At 51.3% G+C, this 19,751-nt stretch carries 18 protein-coding genes; 8 read left to right on the forward strand and 10 right to left on the reverse strand.

What is annotated here, in order from left to right:
- Window positions 1–34: 34 nt before the first annotated feature.
- Window positions 35–1,423 (reverse strand): Re/Si-specific NAD(P)(+) transhydrogenase subunit beta, encoded by a 1,389-nt coding sequence (gene pntB / locus ABK821_RS23170; RefSeq protein WP_138358975.1) that lies wholly within the window; start codon window positions 1,421–1,423, stop codon window positions 35–37.
- A 10-nt stretch (window positions 1,424–1,433) separates the two neighbouring features.
- Complete coding sequence (gene pntA / locus ABK821_RS23175; RefSeq protein WP_343179006.1) at window positions 1,434–2,963, reverse strand: Re/Si-specific NAD(P)(+) transhydrogenase subunit alpha; 1,530 nt, start codon at window positions 2,961–2,963, stop codon at window positions 1,434–1,436.
- Window positions 2,964–3,485: 522 nt separating this feature from the next.
- Here pntA and ydgH point away from each other — a divergent pair.
- The 3 genes from ydgH to folM all read left to right on the forward strand — a co-directional run bounded on the left by ydgH (window position 3,486) and on the right by folM (window position 6,878).
- On the forward strand, window positions 3,486–4,436 hold the full coding sequence (gene ydgH / locus ABK821_RS23180; RefSeq protein ID WP_138358981.1) for a DUF1471 family protein YdgH: 951 nt from the start codon (window positions 3,486–3,488) through the stop codon (window positions 4,434–4,436).
- Between the two features lie 297 nt (window positions 4,437–4,733).
- On the forward strand, window positions 4,734–6,116 hold the full coding sequence (locus ABK821_RS23185; protein WP_138358983.1) for an amino acid permease: 1,383 nt from the start codon (window positions 4,734–4,736) through the stop codon (window positions 6,114–6,116).
- 36 nt (window positions 6,117–6,152) lie between these two features.
- Complete coding sequence (gene folM / locus ABK821_RS23190) at window positions 6,153–6,878, forward strand: dihydromonapterin reductase (RefSeq protein ID WP_308565028.1); 726 nt, start codon at window positions 6,153–6,155, stop codon at window positions 6,876–6,878.
- Here the strand turns inward: folM and ABK821_RS23195 are convergent.
- Together ABK821_RS23195 and ABK821_RS23200 are read right to left on the reverse strand one after the other, a co-directional pair.
- Window positions 6,875–7,210, reverse strand: coding sequence for a GlpM family protein (locus ABK821_RS23195; RefSeq protein WP_138358987.1), 336 nt, complete (start codon window positions 7,208–7,210; stop codon window positions 6,875–6,877). The genes folM and ABK821_RS23195 overlap by 4 nt on opposite strands.
- 68 nt (window positions 7,211–7,278) lie before the next feature.
- Entirely contained in the window at window positions 7,279–7,554 is a 276-nt protein-coding gene (locus tag ABK821_RS23200; protein WP_171034806.1) for a hypothetical protein, read from the reverse strand.
- Here ABK821_RS23200 and ABK821_RS23205 point away from each other — a divergent pair.
- Both ABK821_RS23205 and rstA read left to right on the forward strand, forming a co-directional pair.
- Window positions 7,527–7,895 carry a YkgJ family cysteine cluster protein gene (locus tag ABK821_RS23205; protein ID WP_343179015.1) on the forward strand — a complete coding sequence of 123 codons (369 nt, stop codon included), beginning with the start codon at window positions 7,527–7,529 and terminating at the stop codon, window positions 7,893–7,895. The two genes, ABK821_RS23200 and ABK821_RS23205, sit on opposite strands and share 28 nt — an antisense overlap.
- A 311-nt stretch (window positions 7,896–8,206) precedes the next feature.
- Entirely contained in the window at window positions 8,207–8,923 is a 717-nt protein-coding gene (gene rstA, locus ABK821_RS23210; protein ID WP_138358989.1) for a two-component system response regulator RstA, read from the forward strand.
- A gap of 239 nt (window positions 8,924–9,162) precedes the next feature.
- On the opposite strand, the gene ABK821_RS23215 is transcribed toward rstA, so the two are convergent.
- From ABK821_RS23215 to modA, 3 genes are read right to left on the reverse strand one after another with little or no spacing between them, the layout of a single operon-like run.
- Window positions 9,163–9,783: an ABC transporter ATP-binding protein gene (locus ABK821_RS23215; protein ID WP_142501361.1), complete on the reverse strand. Its 621-nt coding sequence runs from the start codon at window positions 9,781–9,783 to the stop codon at window positions 9,163–9,165.
- The gene (locus ABK821_RS23220) at window positions 9,770–10,558 is read right to left on the reverse strand and encodes an ABC transporter permease (protein ID WP_343179004.1); all 789 of its coding nucleotides are present in this window, start codon (window positions 10,556–10,558) and stop codon (window positions 9,770–9,772) included. Before ABK821_RS23220 ends, ABK821_RS23215 begins: the two co-directional genes overlap by 14 nt.
- Before the next feature lie 5 nt (window positions 10,559–10,563).
- Complete coding sequence (gene modA, locus ABK821_RS23225; RefSeq protein WP_138358995.1) at window positions 10,564–11,310, reverse strand: molybdate ABC transporter substrate-binding protein; 747 nt, start codon at window positions 11,308–11,310, stop codon at window positions 10,564–10,566.
- Window positions 11,311–11,669: 359 nt separating this feature from the next.
- On the opposite strand from modA, the gene rstB reads away from it, so the two are divergent.
- Both rstB and tus read left to right on the forward strand, forming a co-directional pair.
- Entirely contained in the window at window positions 11,670–12,977 is a 1,308-nt protein-coding gene (gene rstB / locus ABK821_RS23230; RefSeq protein ID WP_138358997.1) for a two-component system sensor histidine kinase RstB, read from the forward strand.
- 71 nt (window positions 12,978–13,048) lie between these two features.
- On the forward strand, window positions 13,049–13,981 hold the full coding sequence (gene tus, locus ABK821_RS23235) for a DNA replication terminus site-binding protein (RefSeq protein WP_142501363.1): 933 nt from the start codon (window positions 13,049–13,051) through the stop codon (window positions 13,979–13,981).
- A gap of 65 nt (window positions 13,982–14,046) precedes the next feature.
- Here the strand turns inward: tus and ABK821_RS23240 are convergent, their stop codons facing one another.
- On the reverse strand, window positions 14,047–15,381 hold the full coding sequence (locus ABK821_RS23240; protein ID WP_138359001.1) for an MFS transporter: 1,335 nt from the start codon (window positions 15,379–15,381) through the stop codon (window positions 14,047–14,049).
- A gap of 768 nt (window positions 15,382–16,149) precedes the next feature.
- Here ABK821_RS23240 and ABK821_RS23245 point away from each other — a divergent pair.
- Complete coding sequence (locus tag ABK821_RS23245) at window positions 16,150–17,493, forward strand: enolase C-terminal domain-like protein (RefSeq protein WP_343179003.1); 1,344 nt, start codon at window positions 16,150–16,152, stop codon at window positions 17,491–17,493.
- Between the two features lie 354 nt (window positions 17,494–17,847).
- On the opposite strand, the gene fumC is transcribed toward ABK821_RS23245, so the two are convergent.
- On the reverse strand, window positions 17,848–19,248 hold the full coding sequence (gene fumC, locus ABK821_RS23250) for a class II fumarate hydratase (protein WP_308565044.1): 1,401 nt from the start codon (window positions 19,246–19,248) through the stop codon (window positions 17,848–17,850).
- A 141-nt stretch (window positions 19,249–19,389) separates the two neighbouring features.
- Window positions 19,390–19,751, reverse strand: a 362-nt coding sequence (locus ABK821_RS23255) for a fumarate hydratase C-terminal domain-containing protein (protein WP_308565046.1), incomplete at its 5' end; no start/stop codon positions are given.

Consider the following 19,751-nt stretch of genomic DNA (forward strand, 5'->3'; position numbering starts at 1 on the left):
CGGCTTAAGAAGCAAAGGTTTTAAACGTGTTGTCTTACAACGCTTTCAGAATCGCATCGACGCTGGCTTTGGCATCGCCAAACAGCATCTGGGTATTCTCTTTAAAGAACAGCGGGTTCTGTACACCTGCATAGCCCGTATTCATCGAACGCTTAAACACAATCACATTCTGCGCTTTCCACACTTCGAGAACCGGCATGCCGGCGATCGGGCTGTGTGGATCGTCCTGGGCAGCCGGGTTGACCGTGTCGTTAGCGCCGATAACCAGCACGGTGTCGGTATCAGCGAAATCGTCGTTAATTTCGTCCATTTCCAGCACGATATCGTACGGAACTTTCGCTTCCGCCAGCAGTACGTTCATATGGCCTGGCAAACGCCCGGCAACCGGATGAATACCGAAACGCACCTTGATCCCACGCGCGCGTAATTTCTCCGTGATATCGGCAACCGGATACTGCGCCTGGGCCACCGCCATACCATAGCCTGGCGTGATGATCACCGACTGGGAGTTTTTCAGCATCTCCGCAGTTTCTTCTGCGCTGATTTCACGATGCTCCCCTACTTCTTCATCAGACGATGAAGACGTACCGTCGCTGCCGAAACCACCGGCAATAACGCTAATGAACGAACGGTTCATCGCCTTACACATAATGTATGACAGAATTGCACCGGAAGAACCGACCAGCGCACCGGTAACGATCAGCAGGTCGTTGCTGAGCATAAAACCTGCCGCCGCCGCGGCCCAGCCAGAGTATGAGTTCAGCATTGAAACGACGACCGGCATATCCGCACCGCCGATTGAGGCCACCAGATGCCAGCCAAACGCCAGCGCGATAACGGTCATCACCAACAGGCAAATTGCCTGCATCGCCACACTGTCGGTACGCACAAACACCACCAGCAGCAGGAAGGAAACGACCAGCGCCGCCAGGTTCAGCTTATGACGGTTCGGCAGCATCAGCGGCTTAGAGGAGAGTTTGCCGCACAGCTTACCAAACGCCACAACGGAACCGGTAAAAGTGACCGCGCCGATGAAGATACCGAGGAACACTTCGGTCAGATGAATATTGACCAGAATCTGTTCCATACCCGTTTCATGCTGCAAGTAGCTGTTAAAGCCCACCAGCACCGCCGCCAGACCGACGAAGCTGTGCAGGATTGCCACCAGCTCCGGCATTTCGGTCATTTCAACCTTCTTCGCCAGACGAATACCAATTGCGCCGCCGATCACCATCGCCAACAGAATCCACGCGATGTTGCTGCTGTCCGGCCCCAAAATGGTCGCCACCAGCGCAATCGCCATCCCGGCGATCCCGAAGTAATTACCCTGCTGAGAGGTCTCGTGTTTGGAAAGCCCTGCAAGGCTAAAAATAAACAGAATCGCGGCAACAATGTATGCAGCTGTAACTAATCCACCAGACATTTGTTACCCCTTATCCTTTGCGGAACATTTTCAGCATGCGCTGAGTGACGGTGAAACCACCAAAAATATTAATGCTGGCGATCAGCACCGCGATAAAGCTCAGGGCGCTAACCCAGCCGCCATGACCTATCTGTAGTAATGCACCGACCACAATGATGCCGGAAATCGCATTAGTTACCGACATCAGCGGCGTGTGCAATGCATGAGAAACGTTCCACACCACGTAGTAACCGACCACACAAGCGAGCGCAAAAACGGTAAAGTGGCCAAGGAACTCTTTCGGCGCCACGCTGGCCAGCCAGCCAAACAGAATAATCGCCAGCGCCATCAGCGCATATTTACGCCACGGCGAACCGGGTTTTGCTTCTTCCACCGGCGCTTCCACTTTCTTCGCGGCCGCCTGCGGCTGAGCGGACACCTGAATCGGTGGTGCAGGCCAGGTGATTTCACCCTCGCGAATAACGGTAACGCCCCGAATAACGACATCATCAAAATCGATCACGATATTGCCGTCTTTCTCTTTGCACAGCAGTTTAAGCAGGTTAACCAGGTTGGTCCCGTACAATTGAGATGATTGAGTCGGTAAGCGCCCCGGCAGATCGGTATAACCGATAATCTTCACGCCATTGTCGGTGGTGACGACCTGACCCGGCACGGTGTATTCGCAGTTGCCGCCGTTTTGCGACGCCAGATCAACAACCACGCTACCGGACTTCATGGTGTCGACCATTTCTCGGGTAATCAGCTTCGGTGCCGGTTTACCCGGAATCAGCGCCGTGGTGACGATAATATCGACGTCTTTCGCCTGCGCGGCGAACAGCTCCATCTCCGCCTTGATAAAGGCTTCAGACATCACTTTGGCATAACCGTCACCGCTGCCGGCTTCCTCTTTAAAGTCCAGTTCAAGGAACTCGGCGCCCATACTCTGCACCTGCTCTTTGACTTCCGGACGGGTGTCAAAAGCACGAACGATCGCGCCGAGGCTATTCGCCGCGCCGATGGCCGCGAGACCCGCAACCCCGGCCCCGATAACCATCACCTTCGCAGGAGGGACTTTCCCTGCCGCGGTGATTTGCCCGGTAAAGAAGCGACCAAATTCATGCGCGGCTTCAACAATTGCGCGATAACCGGCGATGTTGGCCATCGAACTCAACGCATCCAGCGACTGAGCACGAGAAATACGCGGCACCGAGTCCATCGCCATCACGTTAATGTTACGCGCCGCCAGTTTTTCCATCAGCTGCGAGTTTTGCGCAGGCCAGATAAAACTGATGAGCGTCGTGCCGGGATTAAGCAGTTGGATTTCATCGTCTTCAGGCGCGTTAACTTTCAGAATGACGTCTGACTGCCACACATCATTGCCGTTAACGATTTCCGCGCCAGCCTGAACAAAGGCTTCGTCGTCGAAACTGGCCAGTTTACCGGCGCCGCTCTCAACGACGACGCTAAACCCGAGTTTCAGCAACTGCTCCACCGTCTTCGGCGTGGCGGCGGCCCGGGTCTCCAGGGCTAGTTTCTCTCTTGGTACACCAATACGCATAGTTTTCCCTTCCATCGGTTTTTGATGATGGTTTGCTTTTCTTACAACCAACTGTCGAAGGGGCAAAGGACATGCTCCCTCCGACATATGTCTGAAAAATGAAACAGTAACAAACTTTTTATAACCTACTGAAAATACCGATTGTGATCTACAGCGATAAAACAGAAATTTTGATTTTATTGGCAAAACGCACGACTAACCGTGTCAGACAGCAATATTTGCCTTATTTTTATTCCTGTACCTGATAATTCGCTTAGCTGAGGGGGTAATTCACCATTTATCGCCATCAAGATCATTGCATTAACATTACATTAACTTATTAAAGTCATATCGATTATCGATTTTGCTGCTCAAGCGGCTGTTTTTTCAACATATCGGGAAATGTTATATTTCGTCCTTGTACGTTTCGGGCGGCGACATAAAATTGACGCAGACAGTCACGCGCGATAAATGCAATAATCAAATGTTTTCAGTCAACAACAACACCAGTACATGGTTTGCGCAAGGCAAAGGATTATTTTTATGAAGCTTAAGAACTCACTCCTGGCGTCTGCCCTTCTGGCTACGACCGCGATATCTGCCCATGCGGCGATCGAGCTGACGCCGGAGCAAGCGGCTGCGCTGAAGCCCTATCAGCGCGTGGAAATCACAGGCCGCTTTAACTCCATCGGCAACGCGGTGCAGGCCGTTTCCCGTAAAGCAGACAAAGAAGGCGCTGCGTCCTTTTATGTTGTCGATACGTCTGATTTTGGCAGCGGCGGCAACTTACGCGTAACGGCCGATTTTTATAAACAAAATGCCCCACAGGCCGACGCGCCGAAAAATCGTATTATCAATGGCGTAATGGAATTACCGAAAGTTCAGGCCGTTGAACTGGAGCCTTTCGATACCGTCACCGTTCAGGGCTTCTACCGCAGCCAGCCGGAAGTCAACGACGCCATCTCCAAAGCGGCTAAAGCCAAAGGCGCGGCCTCTTTCTTTATTGTGCGCCAGATTGATGCAAACGACGGCGGCAACCAGCGTATCACCGCCTATATTTATAAAGCTGATGCCAAAAAACGTGTCCTGCAAAGCCCGGATGCTATCCCCGCTGATTCCCAGGCCGGGCGCGCCGCGCTGGCCGAAGGTGGTGCAGCAGCGAAAAAAGTGGAAATCCCCGGAGTCGCCACGTCAGCATCCGTCGGCGCGGGTACTGGCGTCGGTCGCTTTTTTGAAACCCAGTCTTCCAAAGGTGGGCGTTACACTGTCACGCTTCCGGATGGCACTAAAATCGAAGAAGTGAACAAAATCACCGCCGCGCAGATGATTCCTTTCGACAGTATCAAGTTCACCGGCAACTACGGCAATATGACGGAAATCTCCTACCAGACGGCGAAACGCGCCGCTAAAAAAGGCGCGAAATATTATCACATTACCCGTCAGTGGCAGGAGCGCGGCGGCAACATCACCATCAGCGCCGATCTGTACAAATAAACCTTATTGGGTTGCATAAGGCGCCTTCACATAACCGAAAGCGCCTTATTTTTCGTTCACACCCCACGGTAGACACTTCTGCACGATGCCGGTAAATGCCACTGCTTCGCTTTTTTTCGCTTCCTCCATTGCATGCGTACAAAACACTTCGTAAAATCCCGCACCTCAGCGAAATCATCCATTTTTATGCGATTTTGCAAAATAAATATTCTTATCGCTGCCCTGGGCCAAAACGGTAAGTGAACCCGCCCAGATGGGCCAGACGCTGAGTCTGCAATTCAGCATTTCAGGAAGACAATGGAAAAGAAACTGGGCCTGAGTGCCCTGACCGCATTGGTACTTAGTTCAATGCTGGGTGCTGGTGTATTCAGTTTGCCGCAAAACATGGCCGCCGTAGCCAGTCCGTCGGCGTTGCTTATCGGCTGGAGCATCACCGGCCTGGGGATTCTGTTCCTCGCCTTTGCCATGCTGCTGCTTACGCGCATTCGTCCCGAACTCGACGGCGGCATTTTTACCTATGCCCGGGAAGGCTTTGGCGAACTGATTGGCTTCTGTTCCGCCTGGGGTTACTGGCTGTGTGCGGTTATCGCCAATGTCTCCTATCTGGTTATCGTTTTCTCCGCGCTAAGTTTCTTTACCGATACCCCGGAACTGCGCCTGTTTGGCGAAGGTAACACCTGGCAGTCAATCGTCGGCGCATCGGTGTTGCTGTGGATCGTGCACTTTCTGATTTTGCGCGGCGTACAAACTGCGGCAAGTATCAACCTGGCGGCGACCCTTGCCAAGCTACTACCTCTTGGCGCGTTTGTCGTATTAGCTGCTATCGCCTTTCGCACAGAGACATTCCGTCTGGATTTTAGCGGACTGGCGCTGGGCGTACCGGTGTGGGAACAGGTGAAAAATACCATGTTGATCACCCTGTGGGTTTTTATCGGCGTCGAAGGCGCGGTCGTCGTTTCCGCACGGGCCCGGAATAAACGGGACGTAGGCCGCGCGACGCTGCTGGCGGTGCTGTCGGCATTGACGGTCTATCTGCTGGTGACCCTGCTCTCGCTGGGCGTCATGCCTCGCAGTGAACTGGCGGAAATCCGCAACCCGTCGATGGCTGGATTGATGGTCAACATGATGGGACGCTGGGGGGAAATTGTTATCGCTGCCGGGTTGATTATCTCCGTCTGCGGCGCTTATCTGAGCTGGACGATTATGGCGGCGGAGGTCCCTTATCTGGCGGCGACGCATAAAGCTTTCCCGCGCCTCTTCGCCAGCCACAATAAAAATAACGCGCCATCAGCTTCACTCTGGCTGACCAACATCAGCGTGCAGGTTTGTTTGGTGTTGATCTGGCTAACCGGCGCCGATTATAACACGCTGCTTACCATCGCCTCCGAGATGATTCTGGTGCCTTATTTCCTTGTCGGCGCCTTTCTGCTGAAGATTGCCGAACGCCCGCTACATAAGGCGGTAGGCGTTGGGGCCGGTATTTATGGCGTATGGTTATTATATGCATCTGGCCCTGTGCATTTGCTTTTGTCGGTGATACTTTACGCTCCGGGTCTACTGGTTTTCCTGTACGCCCGTCGTACTCACCAGTACGAGCGTTCGCTAAAACGCCGTGATCTGGCACTCATTATTTTTTTACTGGTTGCCGCCCTACCAGCCACGTGGATGCTGGTGGGGTAAGCGGTTACCCTGCCGCTGAATTCGAAGGAGATATCCATGGCTGACATCCAGCCTCGCCCGATCCTGATTACCGGCGGAGGCCGTCGCATCGGCCTCGCTCTGGCTCGCCATTTTCTGGCTCAGCAACACCCTGTTATCATCAGCTACCGCACGTACTATCCAGCCATTGATGAGCTGCGCGACGCGGGAGCCGTTTGCCTGCACGGGGATTTCAGTGATGATGACAGCATTCTGGCGTTTGCTGAAGAGGTGAAAGCGCATGCTCGCGGCGGTTTGCGAGCCATTATTCATAACGCCAGCGGCTGGATGGCGGAAAAACCCGGAACGCCATTAACCACCGTGCTCTCCAGCATGATGCAAATTCATGTCAACGCCCCCTATCTGCTTAATCACTCGCTGGAGAGCCTGTTGCGCGGTCACGGTCATGCCGCCAGCGATATAATCCACATTACCGACTACGTCGTGGAGCGCGGCAGCGACAAACATATTGCTTACGCGGCCAGTAAAGCGGCGCTGGATAATATGGGCCGCTCGTTTGCCCGCAAGCTGGCGCCGGAAATTAAAGTTAACGCCATTGCCCCATCGCTGATTTTATTTAATGAAGGCGATGATGCGGATTACCGTAAACAGGCGCTTGATAAATCGCTGATGAAGATTGCGCCAGGTGAAAAAGAGATCATCGACCTGATCGAATACCTGCTCGACAGTTGCTATGTTACTGGTCGTTCATTCGCCGTTGACGGTGGCCGCCACCTGCGTTAATGAAAGCGACTCCAGCCAATAATTAACAGCCACGCGCACAAACTCCAGCACCCGACTGCGCCTGCCAGAGCAAACGGCAGGCGCATAATCCCGGTAAAATACCACAGTGAAAACAAATAGATAAAATACGGTATTATCGACCACATACCGAATACGATTGTGGTACGCAGCGCTTCAATACCCCGCTCGCTGGCGACGATATAGTGCGCTATCAGCGCAAAGGTAGGAAATAATGGAATCAACCCGGCGATATAGTAATTTTTTGTTTTGGACAGTACGCCAATCAGGACAACGACCAGAGCCCCGAGCAACGCTTTAATCAACAGCCCCATTCCTTTTCCTTCACCATTAACTAACAAGTATTCACAGCATAACGGAAGAACATTTGTTTATATACCCGTCATACTTCAAGTTGCATGTGCGTTGGCTTTCCTCGTTCACCCCAGTCACGTACTGGAGTACGCTCCCGGGGATTCACTGCGTCGCCGCCTTCCTGCAACTCGAATAATTTAGGGTATAAAAGAATAATGGCAGGCAAATTAAAGGCGGTGTATGTTAATTCCCGCATTCTGGTATCCACCGCAGTCGTTTCTGCATACAATCTGGCTGCGGTTTCCACAAAACCCTTTTTCTGTAGCTGGTGAAACTGTGAGCGACCTGAATCCATGTATGACATGCGGAGCCTGTTGTGCGTTTTTTCGTGTCTCTTTTTACTGGGCTGAGGGCTGTGACGCAGGCGGCACTGTTCCCGTTGAGCTTACTGAACAAATTTCGCCATACCACCGATGTATGGTCGGAACCAACCAGAAGCATCCCCGCTGCGTTGCGCTTGCCGGTGCGCCGGGGCAATCAGCATGCTGCACGATTTACGAAGACCGCTCTTCCACATGCCGCGAGTTTGCCATGTCCGGCGAGGACGGAAAGGTCAATGAGGCCTGCAATCGCGCGCGGGCAAAATACGGTTTGCCGCCTCTACTCCCTTTGTCCGTGGCGCATACCGTAGCCGACAAACAATGATCCATTCTCTTTTTCAGGGCGGCGCATCATTTATATCTGTTGAGGATGTCATTGATTTGTCGGGCGTCATGTTTGCTTTCAGATACGGCCTTGCTTTTCATTCATCATCCGGAGGCTCGCTTCATGACGAACCCGATAAGTCGCATGAATGCACAGATGGTTTACAATGTTTATGGCGCGTGGCTGGCAGCAAACAGCCATTCACAGGTCAACGTCCTGTGCCCGTAACTGGGCCCACGTCTCCGGACGCGAGTGAAAGTGACCTGACACAATAAATTCAATTCGTTAATAAAAAGTGCAACGCATAAAATATGAATAAGATCGTTTTTGTTGAGGATGATCCGGAGGTGGGCGCGCTGATCGCCGCTTATCTGGGAAAGCATGATATGGACGTGGTTGTTGAACCACGAGGCGACCAGGCGGAAGAGGTTATCGCCCGCGAACAGCCGGATCTGGTGTTACTGGATATCATGCTGCCGGGTAAAGACGGCATGACGCTGTGCCGGGATTTGCGCGGCCAGTGGCTGGGCCCCATTGTACTGCTCACCTCCCTGGACAGCGATATGAACCATATTTTATCGCTCGAAATGGGCGCCAGCGATTATATTCTGAAAACCACGCCGCCGGCCGTGCTATTGGCCCGCCTGCGCCTGCATCTTCGTCAGCATATCGCCGCGCCGGGCGCCGGGGCGCCCTCTTCGCTTACCCCCCATAAATCCATTAGCTTTGGCTCCCTGACCATTGATCCGGTCAATCGACAGGTGACGCTAAGCGGCGACGGCGTGTCACTCTCTACAGCGGACTTCGATCTGTTGTGGGAACTGGCCACACACGCCGGGCAAATTATGGACCGGGACGCCCTGCTGAAGAATCTGCGCGGCGTCAGTTACGATGGCATGGACCGCAGCGTCGATGTTGCCATTTCGCGTTTACGCAAAAAACTTCTCGATAATGCAACTGAACCCTATCGTATTAAGACGGTACGCAATAAAGGCTACCTGTTTGCCCCGCACGCCTGGGATAACTAATTCACGGATCAGGTTGTGGAGAAACTGCCCGGGCTGTTTTAGTGCGTGGAGAATTTTCAACTCGCCTGATTAAAATTAATCATTTTATTTCAATACGTTATATTCAATTTAGCAACCGACGGGTACGGTCTTTTTCATGCCAATGATTGTACCCCGTCCCTGGAAATGCTTGCGAATTTCGCCCCATTTTGCGCAGCCACTGGCGTCATGTTGACCCGTACGATTGAGGGTTATGTGTTTTAATTCCGGGTTTCATGTAATTTTCCACTCTGGAAAACCCACTGTGTTTCAGCCAAATACTCTGCTTCTTTTGGTTCATGTGTCACCAGAATTACCGTCACGTCGTACTGGCGTAACCCTCTGACTATTTCCCACAAGCGTGAACGAATACCCCAGTCCAGATTTGAAAAGGGCTCATCAAGAAGCAACAATCGCGGCCGGGATACCAGCGCTCTGGCTAACGCTGCTCGTTGTTGCTCGCCACCGGAAATCTGTCGGGGGTAACAGTCCGCCAGATGCGCAATCCCCATATCGTCAAGTACAGACATTTGTTTCTGCCTTGAACGCGGCAAACCGGCCGCGTACTGCGCCAGTGCCAGATTCCCCGCGACCGTCAGATACGGAAACAGATACAGTCGCTGATTGAGATAACGACAGGGACGCTGCCAGGGTGGGATCGTATTGATTGATTTTCCGTCAAGACATATTTCTCCTTGATAAGAGATTATCCCCGCAATAGCATTCAGTAGTGTCGTTTTGCCGCTGCCCGATGGCCCGGTAATGGCAGTACAGATCCCTTCCGAAACATGGAAATCCAGTTCATTAAACGCCTGCGTGGTTAAATGCTCAACGCGCAGCATGAACGTTTTCCTTATAAATATGCTGTACCCGATGCAGTACCAGCAGCAATATTCCCGCCAGAAAAATCAACACCAGCGCGCAGCCAATGGCGAGAGAAAAATCTCCGCTGGCGATATTCAGGTAAACCGCAATCGGCAGGGTTTCAGTCTTCAGGCGTGTCGCGCCAGCCAGCATTAACGTCGCGCCAAACTCGCCGAGTGCCCTGGCGAGTGCCAGAATGCTGCCCCCCAATAACGTGTGCCAGCACAGCGGGATTTCCACCAGGATCAGGGAGCGCAGCGGCGTCAGTCCCAGATTCCAGGCTGTCGTAATAAATGCCGGATCAATTGAAGAAAACGCAGCGCTGGCAGAACGTAAAATAATCGCGCTGGCAACATAAGTCTGAGCGATCACCACGCCAAATGGCGAAAACAACACATCGGCTAGACCTGGCGCCACCGTCGCCAGGGGGCCATGTTGACCGAGTAAAAGCAGCAAACCGATGCCGACGATCAAAGGGGGTGTTACCAGAGGAATATCAAGCAACATATTGACAATATCTTTACCTCGGAAGTTCATCCGTGCCACCGCCCATCCGGCAGGAATAGCAATCAACAGCGACAGTAGCAGGGAGAGCAGAGCCGTTCCCAGTGAGAGCATGACAGCGAAAAATAGTTCAGGCTCCTGCAGAACCTGGATAAGCGTGGTCAGATCCAGCTCAAACACCAGCGATAATAACGACCCTATCACCAGAATCAGCAGCAAACCAAGCGGCAGCAGCGTCAGTTTAGCCACGGTAATTATTCATTAATGGGCAGGTAGCCCATATCGGTGAAGACCTTAATACCCTGTGCTGACGTAAAATAGTCTGCCAGCTGGCGCGCGATTTCAGGATGTTTACTGGTCCGCAGAATCGCCAGCGTGGCAATTTCATCCGGCGTACCTGCTGGCGTCGGCAGAAGAACCAGCGTGTCTTTATTTTTCACGGCGTCAGTACGGCCGATAACCGCCGCATCCACATCGCCGTTGAGCAGATACATCACCAGTTGCTTAATTGTCGCCGTTCTGACCACCACTTTTTCCCGCAAGGCATTGCCATAGCCGGAAAGCGCTAACAACTTCTCGCCGCTTTTGCCCAGCGCAATCGCCTTCGGGTCACCCATTCCGAGTTTTAGATGACTTTTCGCCAGTTCAGCAAAGGTGGTAATACCGTCAGCTTTATCCTTCCGAATCGCCATGACCGGGGTATGGTGTACCAGTGGGAAAGACTCTTGCAGTTCACCTTCCGACTTAATTTTATCGACATAATCAGCGGAGCCAGGCAGAAATAAATCGCCCTGCCGGGTTAACTCAAAACGGGCAAGAATCTGCCCTGAGCCACCGTATTCTACCGTGACGTGTTGGCCTGTCTCTTTTTCGAAACGCGAGACAATTTTATCTACCGGCGTACGTAAACCCGCCCCGGCATAAAGATGGAGATCGGCGGCGGTGGAAATAAAGCTACAGCACAGCAGTATGCCGGAAAGTAGGTATTTTATTGGCTTCATGAATCCGTCCTCGTAAAAAAATTCATTTGTTCATCCCTGTGCTCACATATCGTTATATACGTGGTTACATAACCATATATAACCATATATAACCATATTCCTGCACCTTTCAATAGCTTTATACTGTTCCCAGTCAACTGGATGTTGTCAGTCGGGGCGAACCCTGCTTTCATGACCAGTCAACCAGGGCATAACAAGGCAGATATGGCTTTTCACACCTATTCGGCCTGGATAAATGCTCTCGACAGCGATCAGATTTCGTTCCTGAATCAGTGCTTTGGCAGATATATCAATGCCGCCATAGCGCTCCTGAGGATAAAAATCAGGTAGTTAACATATTGATTTATTGGTGAGATTTAATGAAAAAACTGTTTGTGCAGTTTTACCTGTTGCTGTTTGTCTGTTTCCTGGTAATGACCATGATGGTTGGCCTGGTGTACAAATTCACCGCCGAACGCGCAGGACGTCAGTCGCTGGACGATTTAATGAAGAGTTCGCTGTATCTGATGCGCAGCGAATTACGAGAGATCCCACCGCGCGACTGGAGCAAAACCCTTAAAGAGCTGGACCTGAATCTCTCTTTCGACCTGCATATCGAACCCATCAGCAAATTCAAGCTTTCGGAAAGCTCAATGCAACATTTGCGCGCCGGGGATATTGTCGCTCTGGATGACCAGTACACGTTTATCCAGCGCATCCCCCGCAGCCACTATGTGCTGTCCGTAGGCCCGGTCCCCTATCTCTATTTTCTGCATGAGATGCGTCTCCTTGATCTGGCGCTAATGGCCTTTATCGCTATCTCGCTGGCCTTTCCGGTATTTATCTGGATGCGTCCTCACTGGCAGGATATGTTGCGTATTGAAACCGCCGCCCAACGCTTCGGCGAGGGGCACCTTAGCGAGCGAATTCATTTCGACAGCATGTCCAGCTTTGAACGGCTGGGCGTGGCGTTTAATCAGATGGCCGATAACATCAATGCGCTTATCGCCAGCAAAAAACAGCTAATTGACGGCATTGCCCACGAACTGCGCACGCCGTTGGTCCGCCTGCGTTACCGTCTGGAGATGAGTGAGAACCTCACCGAGGCCGAATCGCAGGCGTTAAATCGCGATATCGGTCAACTGGAAGCGCTGATAGAAGAACTGTTGACCTATGCACGCCTTGACCGTCCGCAAAATGAACTGAAATTAACCACGCCCAACTTTCCGGTGTGGATTCGTGTCCACATTGAAGATATTCAGACGGTTAATCCCCAGCGCGAGGTTACGCTACGCGAAGTCATTACCGGAAATTATGGCGCGCTGGATATGCGCCTGATGGAGCGCGTGCTGGACAATCTGGTGAATAACGCATTGCGCTACAGTAACCAGCGTATACAGATCAGCCTGACGCTACAGGGATCGCGAGCAACACTGCGGGTAGAAGACGATGGTCCGGGAATTGCGCCTGATGAACGGGAACGGATTTTCGAGCCATTTGTACGCCTTGATCCCAGTCGCGATCGCGCCACCGGCGGCTGCGGGCTTGGCCTGGCTATCGTCCACAGTATCGCCCAGGCGATGTCAGGTGAGGTCCGCTGTGAGGAAAGCTCGCTTGGGGGCGCCCGCTTTTCCTTTAGCTGGCCGGTTTATCACCAACTGCCTGATCTTACCTCCTTACCTGATTAGCCCTTGCGCAGGTGCCTGGGTCTGCGTATAGTTTAAAATCATATAGTATGTTGTAACTAATGCGGGAAACTATGGCCAGCTACGATCTCGTTGAACGCCTAAATGACACCTTTCGCCAACTGGAGCATGAGCTACAGTCACTCCAGTTGACGCTGAGCAACTACCGTCTGCTGGCCGCTCGGGTATTTGAGCTGCCGCCGGTAAGCAAAGACGCCGAACATCAACCGCTGAACAGCATCAATGTCGTTCAGCATACCGGTAAAACTGCACTGGAGATGGCCCTCAGACACTACAGCCATTTGTTTATCCAACAGCAGTCGGAAAGCCGAAGCAGTAAAGCGGCGGTACGTTTGCCTGGGGCGATTTGCCTGCAAACCACTGTTACCGAGCAGAATGCATTGTTGCAAAAAATCGCGCATATCAACGCCCTCAAAACAACCTTTGAGAAGATTGTCACCGTTGATTCCGGCCTCCCCTCCACCGCGCGCTTTGAATGGGTCCACCGCCATTTGCCGGGGTTGATTACGCTAAGCGCCTATCGGACGCTGACGCCGCTGGTCGACCCGAATACCATCCGTTTCGGCTGGGCCAATAAACATATAATTAAAAATCTGACTCGCGATCAGGTGCTCATGCAACTGGAGAAAAGCCTCCAGTCGCCACGGGCGGTTCCCCCCTGGACGCGTGAGCAGTGGCAAAGCAAACTGGAGCGAGAGTATCAGGATATCGCTGCCCTGCCGCAGCGGGCAAAGCTAAAAATTAAACGGCCAGTGAAAGTACAGCCTATCGCCCGGGTCTGGTATAGCGGGGAACAAAAACAGATACAATACGCCTGCCCGGGGCCAATGGTTGCGCTGATATCCGGTACGAAAGGCGTTAACGTACCGGATTTGGGTGAATTGCTGAACTATGATGCCGATAATGTACAGTATCGACATAAACCCCAGGCGCAGACGCTAAGATTACTGATTCCGCGTCTGCATTTATGGCTGGCTGGCGAGTAACTATGCTGCGACATGGATTCCGGGCGTCGTCAGTGGCCAAACTTCGCTTCTGTCAGCAGGCCTCATCATGCCGGATGTCTGAGTTCCATTCGCTGAATTTTACCCACAATAAACACGTAACTTAAAATAACCACTGCGCCATTAGCGACCACATACACCAGCGCACCACCAAAAGATCCTGTCTGTTGAATAATGTAACCAATAACAATCGGTGTGGTAATTGCGCCAATCTGAGTTATCAGATTAAGCACGCCACCACTGAGCCCCATAATTTCTTTCGGTGCGGTATCTGCATTAATTGTCCAGCCAAGGGCACCAAATCCTTTACCGAAAAATGACAGACACATAATGATAACAACCAGTACATTCGAGTTGGTGTAATTACATGCAACCATACTCATACACAATAGCATACCGAAAATAATTGGCGTTTTACGTGCAACTGATAACGAACAGCCTCTGCGTAAGAGCTTATCTGACACGACGCCGCCCAATACGCCGCCAATGCAGCCACATATCGCCGGTAATGCCGCAATAAAGCCAGCATGGAGAATGGTCATACCTCGTCCTTTAACAAGATAAATCGGGAACCAGGACAAGAAAAACCAGGTAATAGCATTTACGCAGTAATTACCCAGATAAATCCCTAATAACATACGATTGCTTAGCAACTGTTTAATATAGAAAAGCTGGTTTGTTTTGCACGGTGTTTTCTGCTTAGCCGGACTATCCATTTCGACCAGAGCACCGCCCTCTTTAATATAATTAAGCTCCTCACTGCTCAGCCCAGGATACTGGGTCGGGCTATACATTTTTTTCATCCAGACAAAAGATAAAATAATGGCAATACTGCCCATCACAATAAAGACATAAGTCCAACTAACTTCCTGGGTAATCCACCCCAATAACGGGGTGAACACCACCAATGCCGCATATTGCGAAGCATTAAAAATAGCAGAAGCCGTGCCTCGCTCGCGCACCGGAAACCAGGCGGAAACAATCCGACTATTTGCTGGCATCACTGGCGCCTCAGCCATTCCCACCAAAAAACGCAGGCTGAACAACAAGACGACAGCAAATGAAAAATAATGCACAAAACCCTGAGAAAACGAAAAAATCCCCCAGAATAAGATAGAACATCCATAAACAACTTTAGAACCAAAACGGTCAAGCAGCCATCCTCCGGGGAGTTGCGAAAACGTATATGCCCAACCAAATGCTGAAAAAATATATCCCATCTGCACCATATTAAGGTTCAAATCTGCTGCTATTCTCGGACCTGCTATTGATATTGTTGAACGGTCTGCATAGTTTACTGTGCTGACCACAAACAGTAGCAGTAGCATTAAATAACGGACTTTTACCGTTCTGGTTGATACGGACGTAGTGGTTTCCACCATAATAGACACCTGCGTTAAATAATTTAAAATCAGCACTGTCACATAAAGTGACTATGTGACAAGACATTCATTTTCAATGACTGCTGGTCAATAATTTCATTAATTAATGATATTTATTCAACATATGAAAATATGTATATCCCCAGCGTAAAACCGAAGGAAACCGCCTACCGTCACAACATGCCAAGATAAAAAGATGATACCTGTAAGTGATTACCTATACGCAATACCTCATATGTTTTAATAATTAGTATAGGACCATGCACAGACAAGTTGATTATGCAGTCGTCCAAAAACCAAGCTTTTTTATGCCGGGATTTTTGTCAATACGCCAACAGCAAGTGAGCAAAATCACACTTCTGGCCACCTCTTTTCTCTCCATTTATATACCCGCACAATATTTAACATATAATAAACATCATATTTCAAGCCCTTTACACCCGTCAACCACACCAATAAAAAGCAAATATTGTTTACACTCATGCAAAAGACACAATCCAATGCTGTACAGAAACTTTAAATATCTAGCCTTTTTTTAGGCGCTTGCACAGTGAACAACATCGTTGATATTTACTATCCTGAAGTGATATTTAATTCAGCGGCATATTTTTCCTTACACGGAGAGCCAATAATGGTGATTTTTACAGTATGCCCTTCCATCTTATTCCTTACGAGGTTTGGTTATAAATCAAAAAATCGTTAACAACAATGCATGTATTGTTGTATTCGAACCTTGCTGATTTCATTATCGAGATAAGAGAATTTTTTATGCTAAATACGCAAAGCAGTCCCATCATTACTGAGATGAAGGTTATTCCGGTAGCCGGATATGACAGCATGTTATTAAACATTGGCGGAGCCCATAGCTCGTGGTTCACTCGCAATCTGGTCATACTAAAAGATAATGCCGGCCACACAGGAGTTGGCGAGGCACCAGGTGGTGACGTCATACTGGAAACACTTAAACAAGCTATTCCGTTGGTAGTGGGTAAAGATGTTGCCCGAATGAATAAGATCGTGCATCAGGTACATACTGGCAACCAGGCCTCTGACTTTGCGGCATTTGGCGGTGGGGCCTGGACCTTTGAACTACGAGTAAACGCGGTAGCAGCACTTGAAGCCGCACTGTTGGATCTGGCGGGACAGTTTCTCGGTGTGCCCGTCTGTGAGTTACTTGGCCCCGGAAAACAACGTGATGCTGTGACGGTACTTGGTTATTTGTTTTATATCGGAGACAGAGAAAAAACGGATTTACCCTATCAGGCGGGTGAAACAGGAAAACATGAGTGGTATCACTTGCGCCATCAGTCTGCACTTAGCAGTGATGCTGTTGTGCGCCTGGCTGAAGCAGCGCAGGCGCGTTATGGGTTTAAAGATTTCAAACTGAAAGGGGGGGTATTTCCAGGCGAACACGAAATTGAAACCGTAACGGCACTGCATAAACGTTTCCCTGACGCCCGAATTACTGTCGATCCTAATGGCGCCTGGTTACTGGATGAAGCCATTCAGTTATGTAAAGGAATGAAAGATGTTCTGACCTACGCTGAAGACCCATGTGGAGCAGAACAAGGATTTTCCGGGCGCGAAGTCATGGCTGAATTCCGCCGGGCAACTGGTCTGCCCGTGGCAACCAATATGATAGCCACCAACTGGCGTGAAATGGGTCACGCCATTATGCTGAATGCGGTGGATATTCCCCTTGCCGACCCTCATTTCTGGACAATGACCGGCGCAGTCCGTGTTGCTCAGTTATGTCATGACTGGGGGCTGATCTGGGGTTGCCATTCTAACAATCACTTTGATATTTCTCTGGCGATGTTTACACATGTTGGGGCCGCAGTACCTGGTCATCCCACCGCCATTGATACGCACTGGATTTGGCAGGAAGGTAACCAGCGTCTAACCCAATCCCCGTTGCAAATTGTTGATGGTAAAATTAACGTTCCCACAGCCCCCGGGCTTGGGATTGAACTGGACTGGGCTCAGGTTGAAAAAGCCCATTCACTCTACAAATCATTGCCAGCTGGCGGCCGTAATGACGCAAAAGCGATGCAATATTTGGTTCCGGGCTGGACATTTGACCGTAAACGGCCGGCATTTGGACGCGGCTAATTAAACCAGCCTCACTCGGTGAACGAACAGTACGTTGATATAACCTGCCGTTTGCATACGGCAGGCTATTTTTATTGTGTTTACATCGAAACCGGAGGGACCTTTTCCGCCATTCCTGCCGATGCAGGTAAGGCTAGTTTATAAATATGGCAAGGGAAACACCCTGATGGGATACTCTTTTTAATCTCCGGAATCCGTTGCACCATGTGCAGAAAGAGGGACGAAACCGGTACGGAAGGCGTTCCGTACCGGTTTCGGGAGAATGCCTGAACAGTATGCGGTACATACTATCCCGGCGTAAACAACAGCCGCAGACGCTAAAATTACTGACTCCGCGTCTGCACCTGTGGTGGGCTAGCGAGTTGCCATACTGCCGACCATCTGCTCCGGGCGAACCCAGTTGTCAAATTCCGCTTCTGTCAGATAGCCAAGCGCCAGCGCGGACGCCTTCAGTGTCAGCCCCTCTTTGTGCGCCTTTTTAGCGATTTCCGCCGCTTTATCATAGCCGATATGGGTATTCAGCGCGGTTACCAGCATCAGCGACTCATTAAGCAACTGGCTGATGCGCTCACGGTCAGGTTCAATCCCCACCGCGCAATGCGCGTTAAAGCTCTCCATCCCATCGGCCAGCAGCCGCACGGATTGCAGGAAGTTGTGGATCACCATCGGACGGTAGACGTTGAGTTCAAAGTTACCCGATGCGCCACCGATATTCACCGCCACATCATTACCCAGCACCTGACAGCACAGCATAGTCATGGCTTCACACTGGGTCGGATTGACTTTACCCGGCATAATCGATGAACCCGGTTCATTTTCCGGGATCGCGATTTCACCAATCCCGCAGCGGGGGCCGGATGCCAGCCAGCGAACATCGTTAGCGATTTTCATCAGCGAAGCGGCCAGTCCTTTTAGCGCACCATGCGCATGTACCAGCGCATCAACGGTCGCCAGCGCTTCAAATTTATTCGGCGCGGTGACAAACGGCTGACCGCTAAGGGTCGCCAGTTCGGCAGCGACACGCACGGCATATTGCGGATGAGTATTCAGCCCGGTTCCCACCGCCGTACCGCCCAGCGCCAGTTCCGCCAGATGTGGCAGACTATTCTCGATATGTTTCAGATTATGTTCAAGCATGGCAACCCAGCCGGAAATCTCCTGCCCGAGCGTCAGCGGCGTCGCGTCCTGCAGGTGGGTACGGCCGATTTTAACAATGTCGTTAAACGCGACGGATTTATCATCGAGGGTCTTTTTCAGCACATTGAGCTGCGGTATAAGCTTTTCCCGTAGCGCAATCATCGCCGCCACGTGCATCGCGGTCGGGAAGACATCATTAGAGCTCTGGCTCTTATTGACATCATCGTTTGGGTGAACCTTACGCTCCATCCCTCGCACCCCGCCCAGCAGTTCACTGGCGCGATTGGCCAGCACCTCATTCATATTCATATTACTTTGGGTGCCTGAGCCGGTTTGCCAGATAGCCAACGGGAACTCATCCGGATGCTTGCCTGCCAGCACTTCATCCGCGGCCTGAATAATCGCTTCTGCTTTCTCCGCGGCAAGCAAACCGAGATCCTGATTCACTTTCGCCGCCGCGCGTTTGGTCAGCGCCAGCGCATGGATAAGCTCGACCGGCATCTTTTCCGTTGATATGCGGAAATGTTCCAGCGAGCGCTGGGTTTGCGCGCCCCATAGCTTATCGGCAGGCACATCGATTGCGCCCATTGAGTCTTTTTCACTGCGATACGTTGTCATTACTTTCTCCTTGGATTCAACGTGCGTAATAGCGACAAAGCTCACCTGCTTAAAGCGTTAAGTATTGGACAAATTTATACGTTGTTTTAGTGGTTCGTGCCGCTAAACGGCATAAAAAACCGCCCCGAAGGGCGGCTGATATCATTTCACGCAATGCGCACACTGCGAATTCTGGATCTGCTGAAAGAAGTCGTTGCCCTTGTCATCCACCAGAATAAAGGCCGGGAAGTCTTCCACCTCGATTTTCCAGATGGCTTCCATCCCCAGTTCCGGGTACGCCACGCAAGCCAGGCTCTTAATACTTTGCTGCGCCAGCACCGCTGCCGGGCCGCCGATGCTGCCGAGATAGAAACCGCCGTGTTTATGGCAGGCGTCGGTCACCTGCTGGCTGCGGTTGCCTTTGGCCAGCATCACCATGCTTGCACCGTGCGCCTGAAGCAGGTCCACATAGGAATCCATGCGCCCGGCGGTGGTCGGACCGAGCGAGCCGGAAGCATAACCCT

The sequence above is a fragment of the Klebsiella sp. KE9456 genome, assembly GCF_043832615.1.
GTDB classification, from domain to species: domain Bacteria; phylum Pseudomonadota; class Gammaproteobacteria; order Enterobacterales; family Enterobacteriaceae; genus Klebsiella; species Klebsiella indica.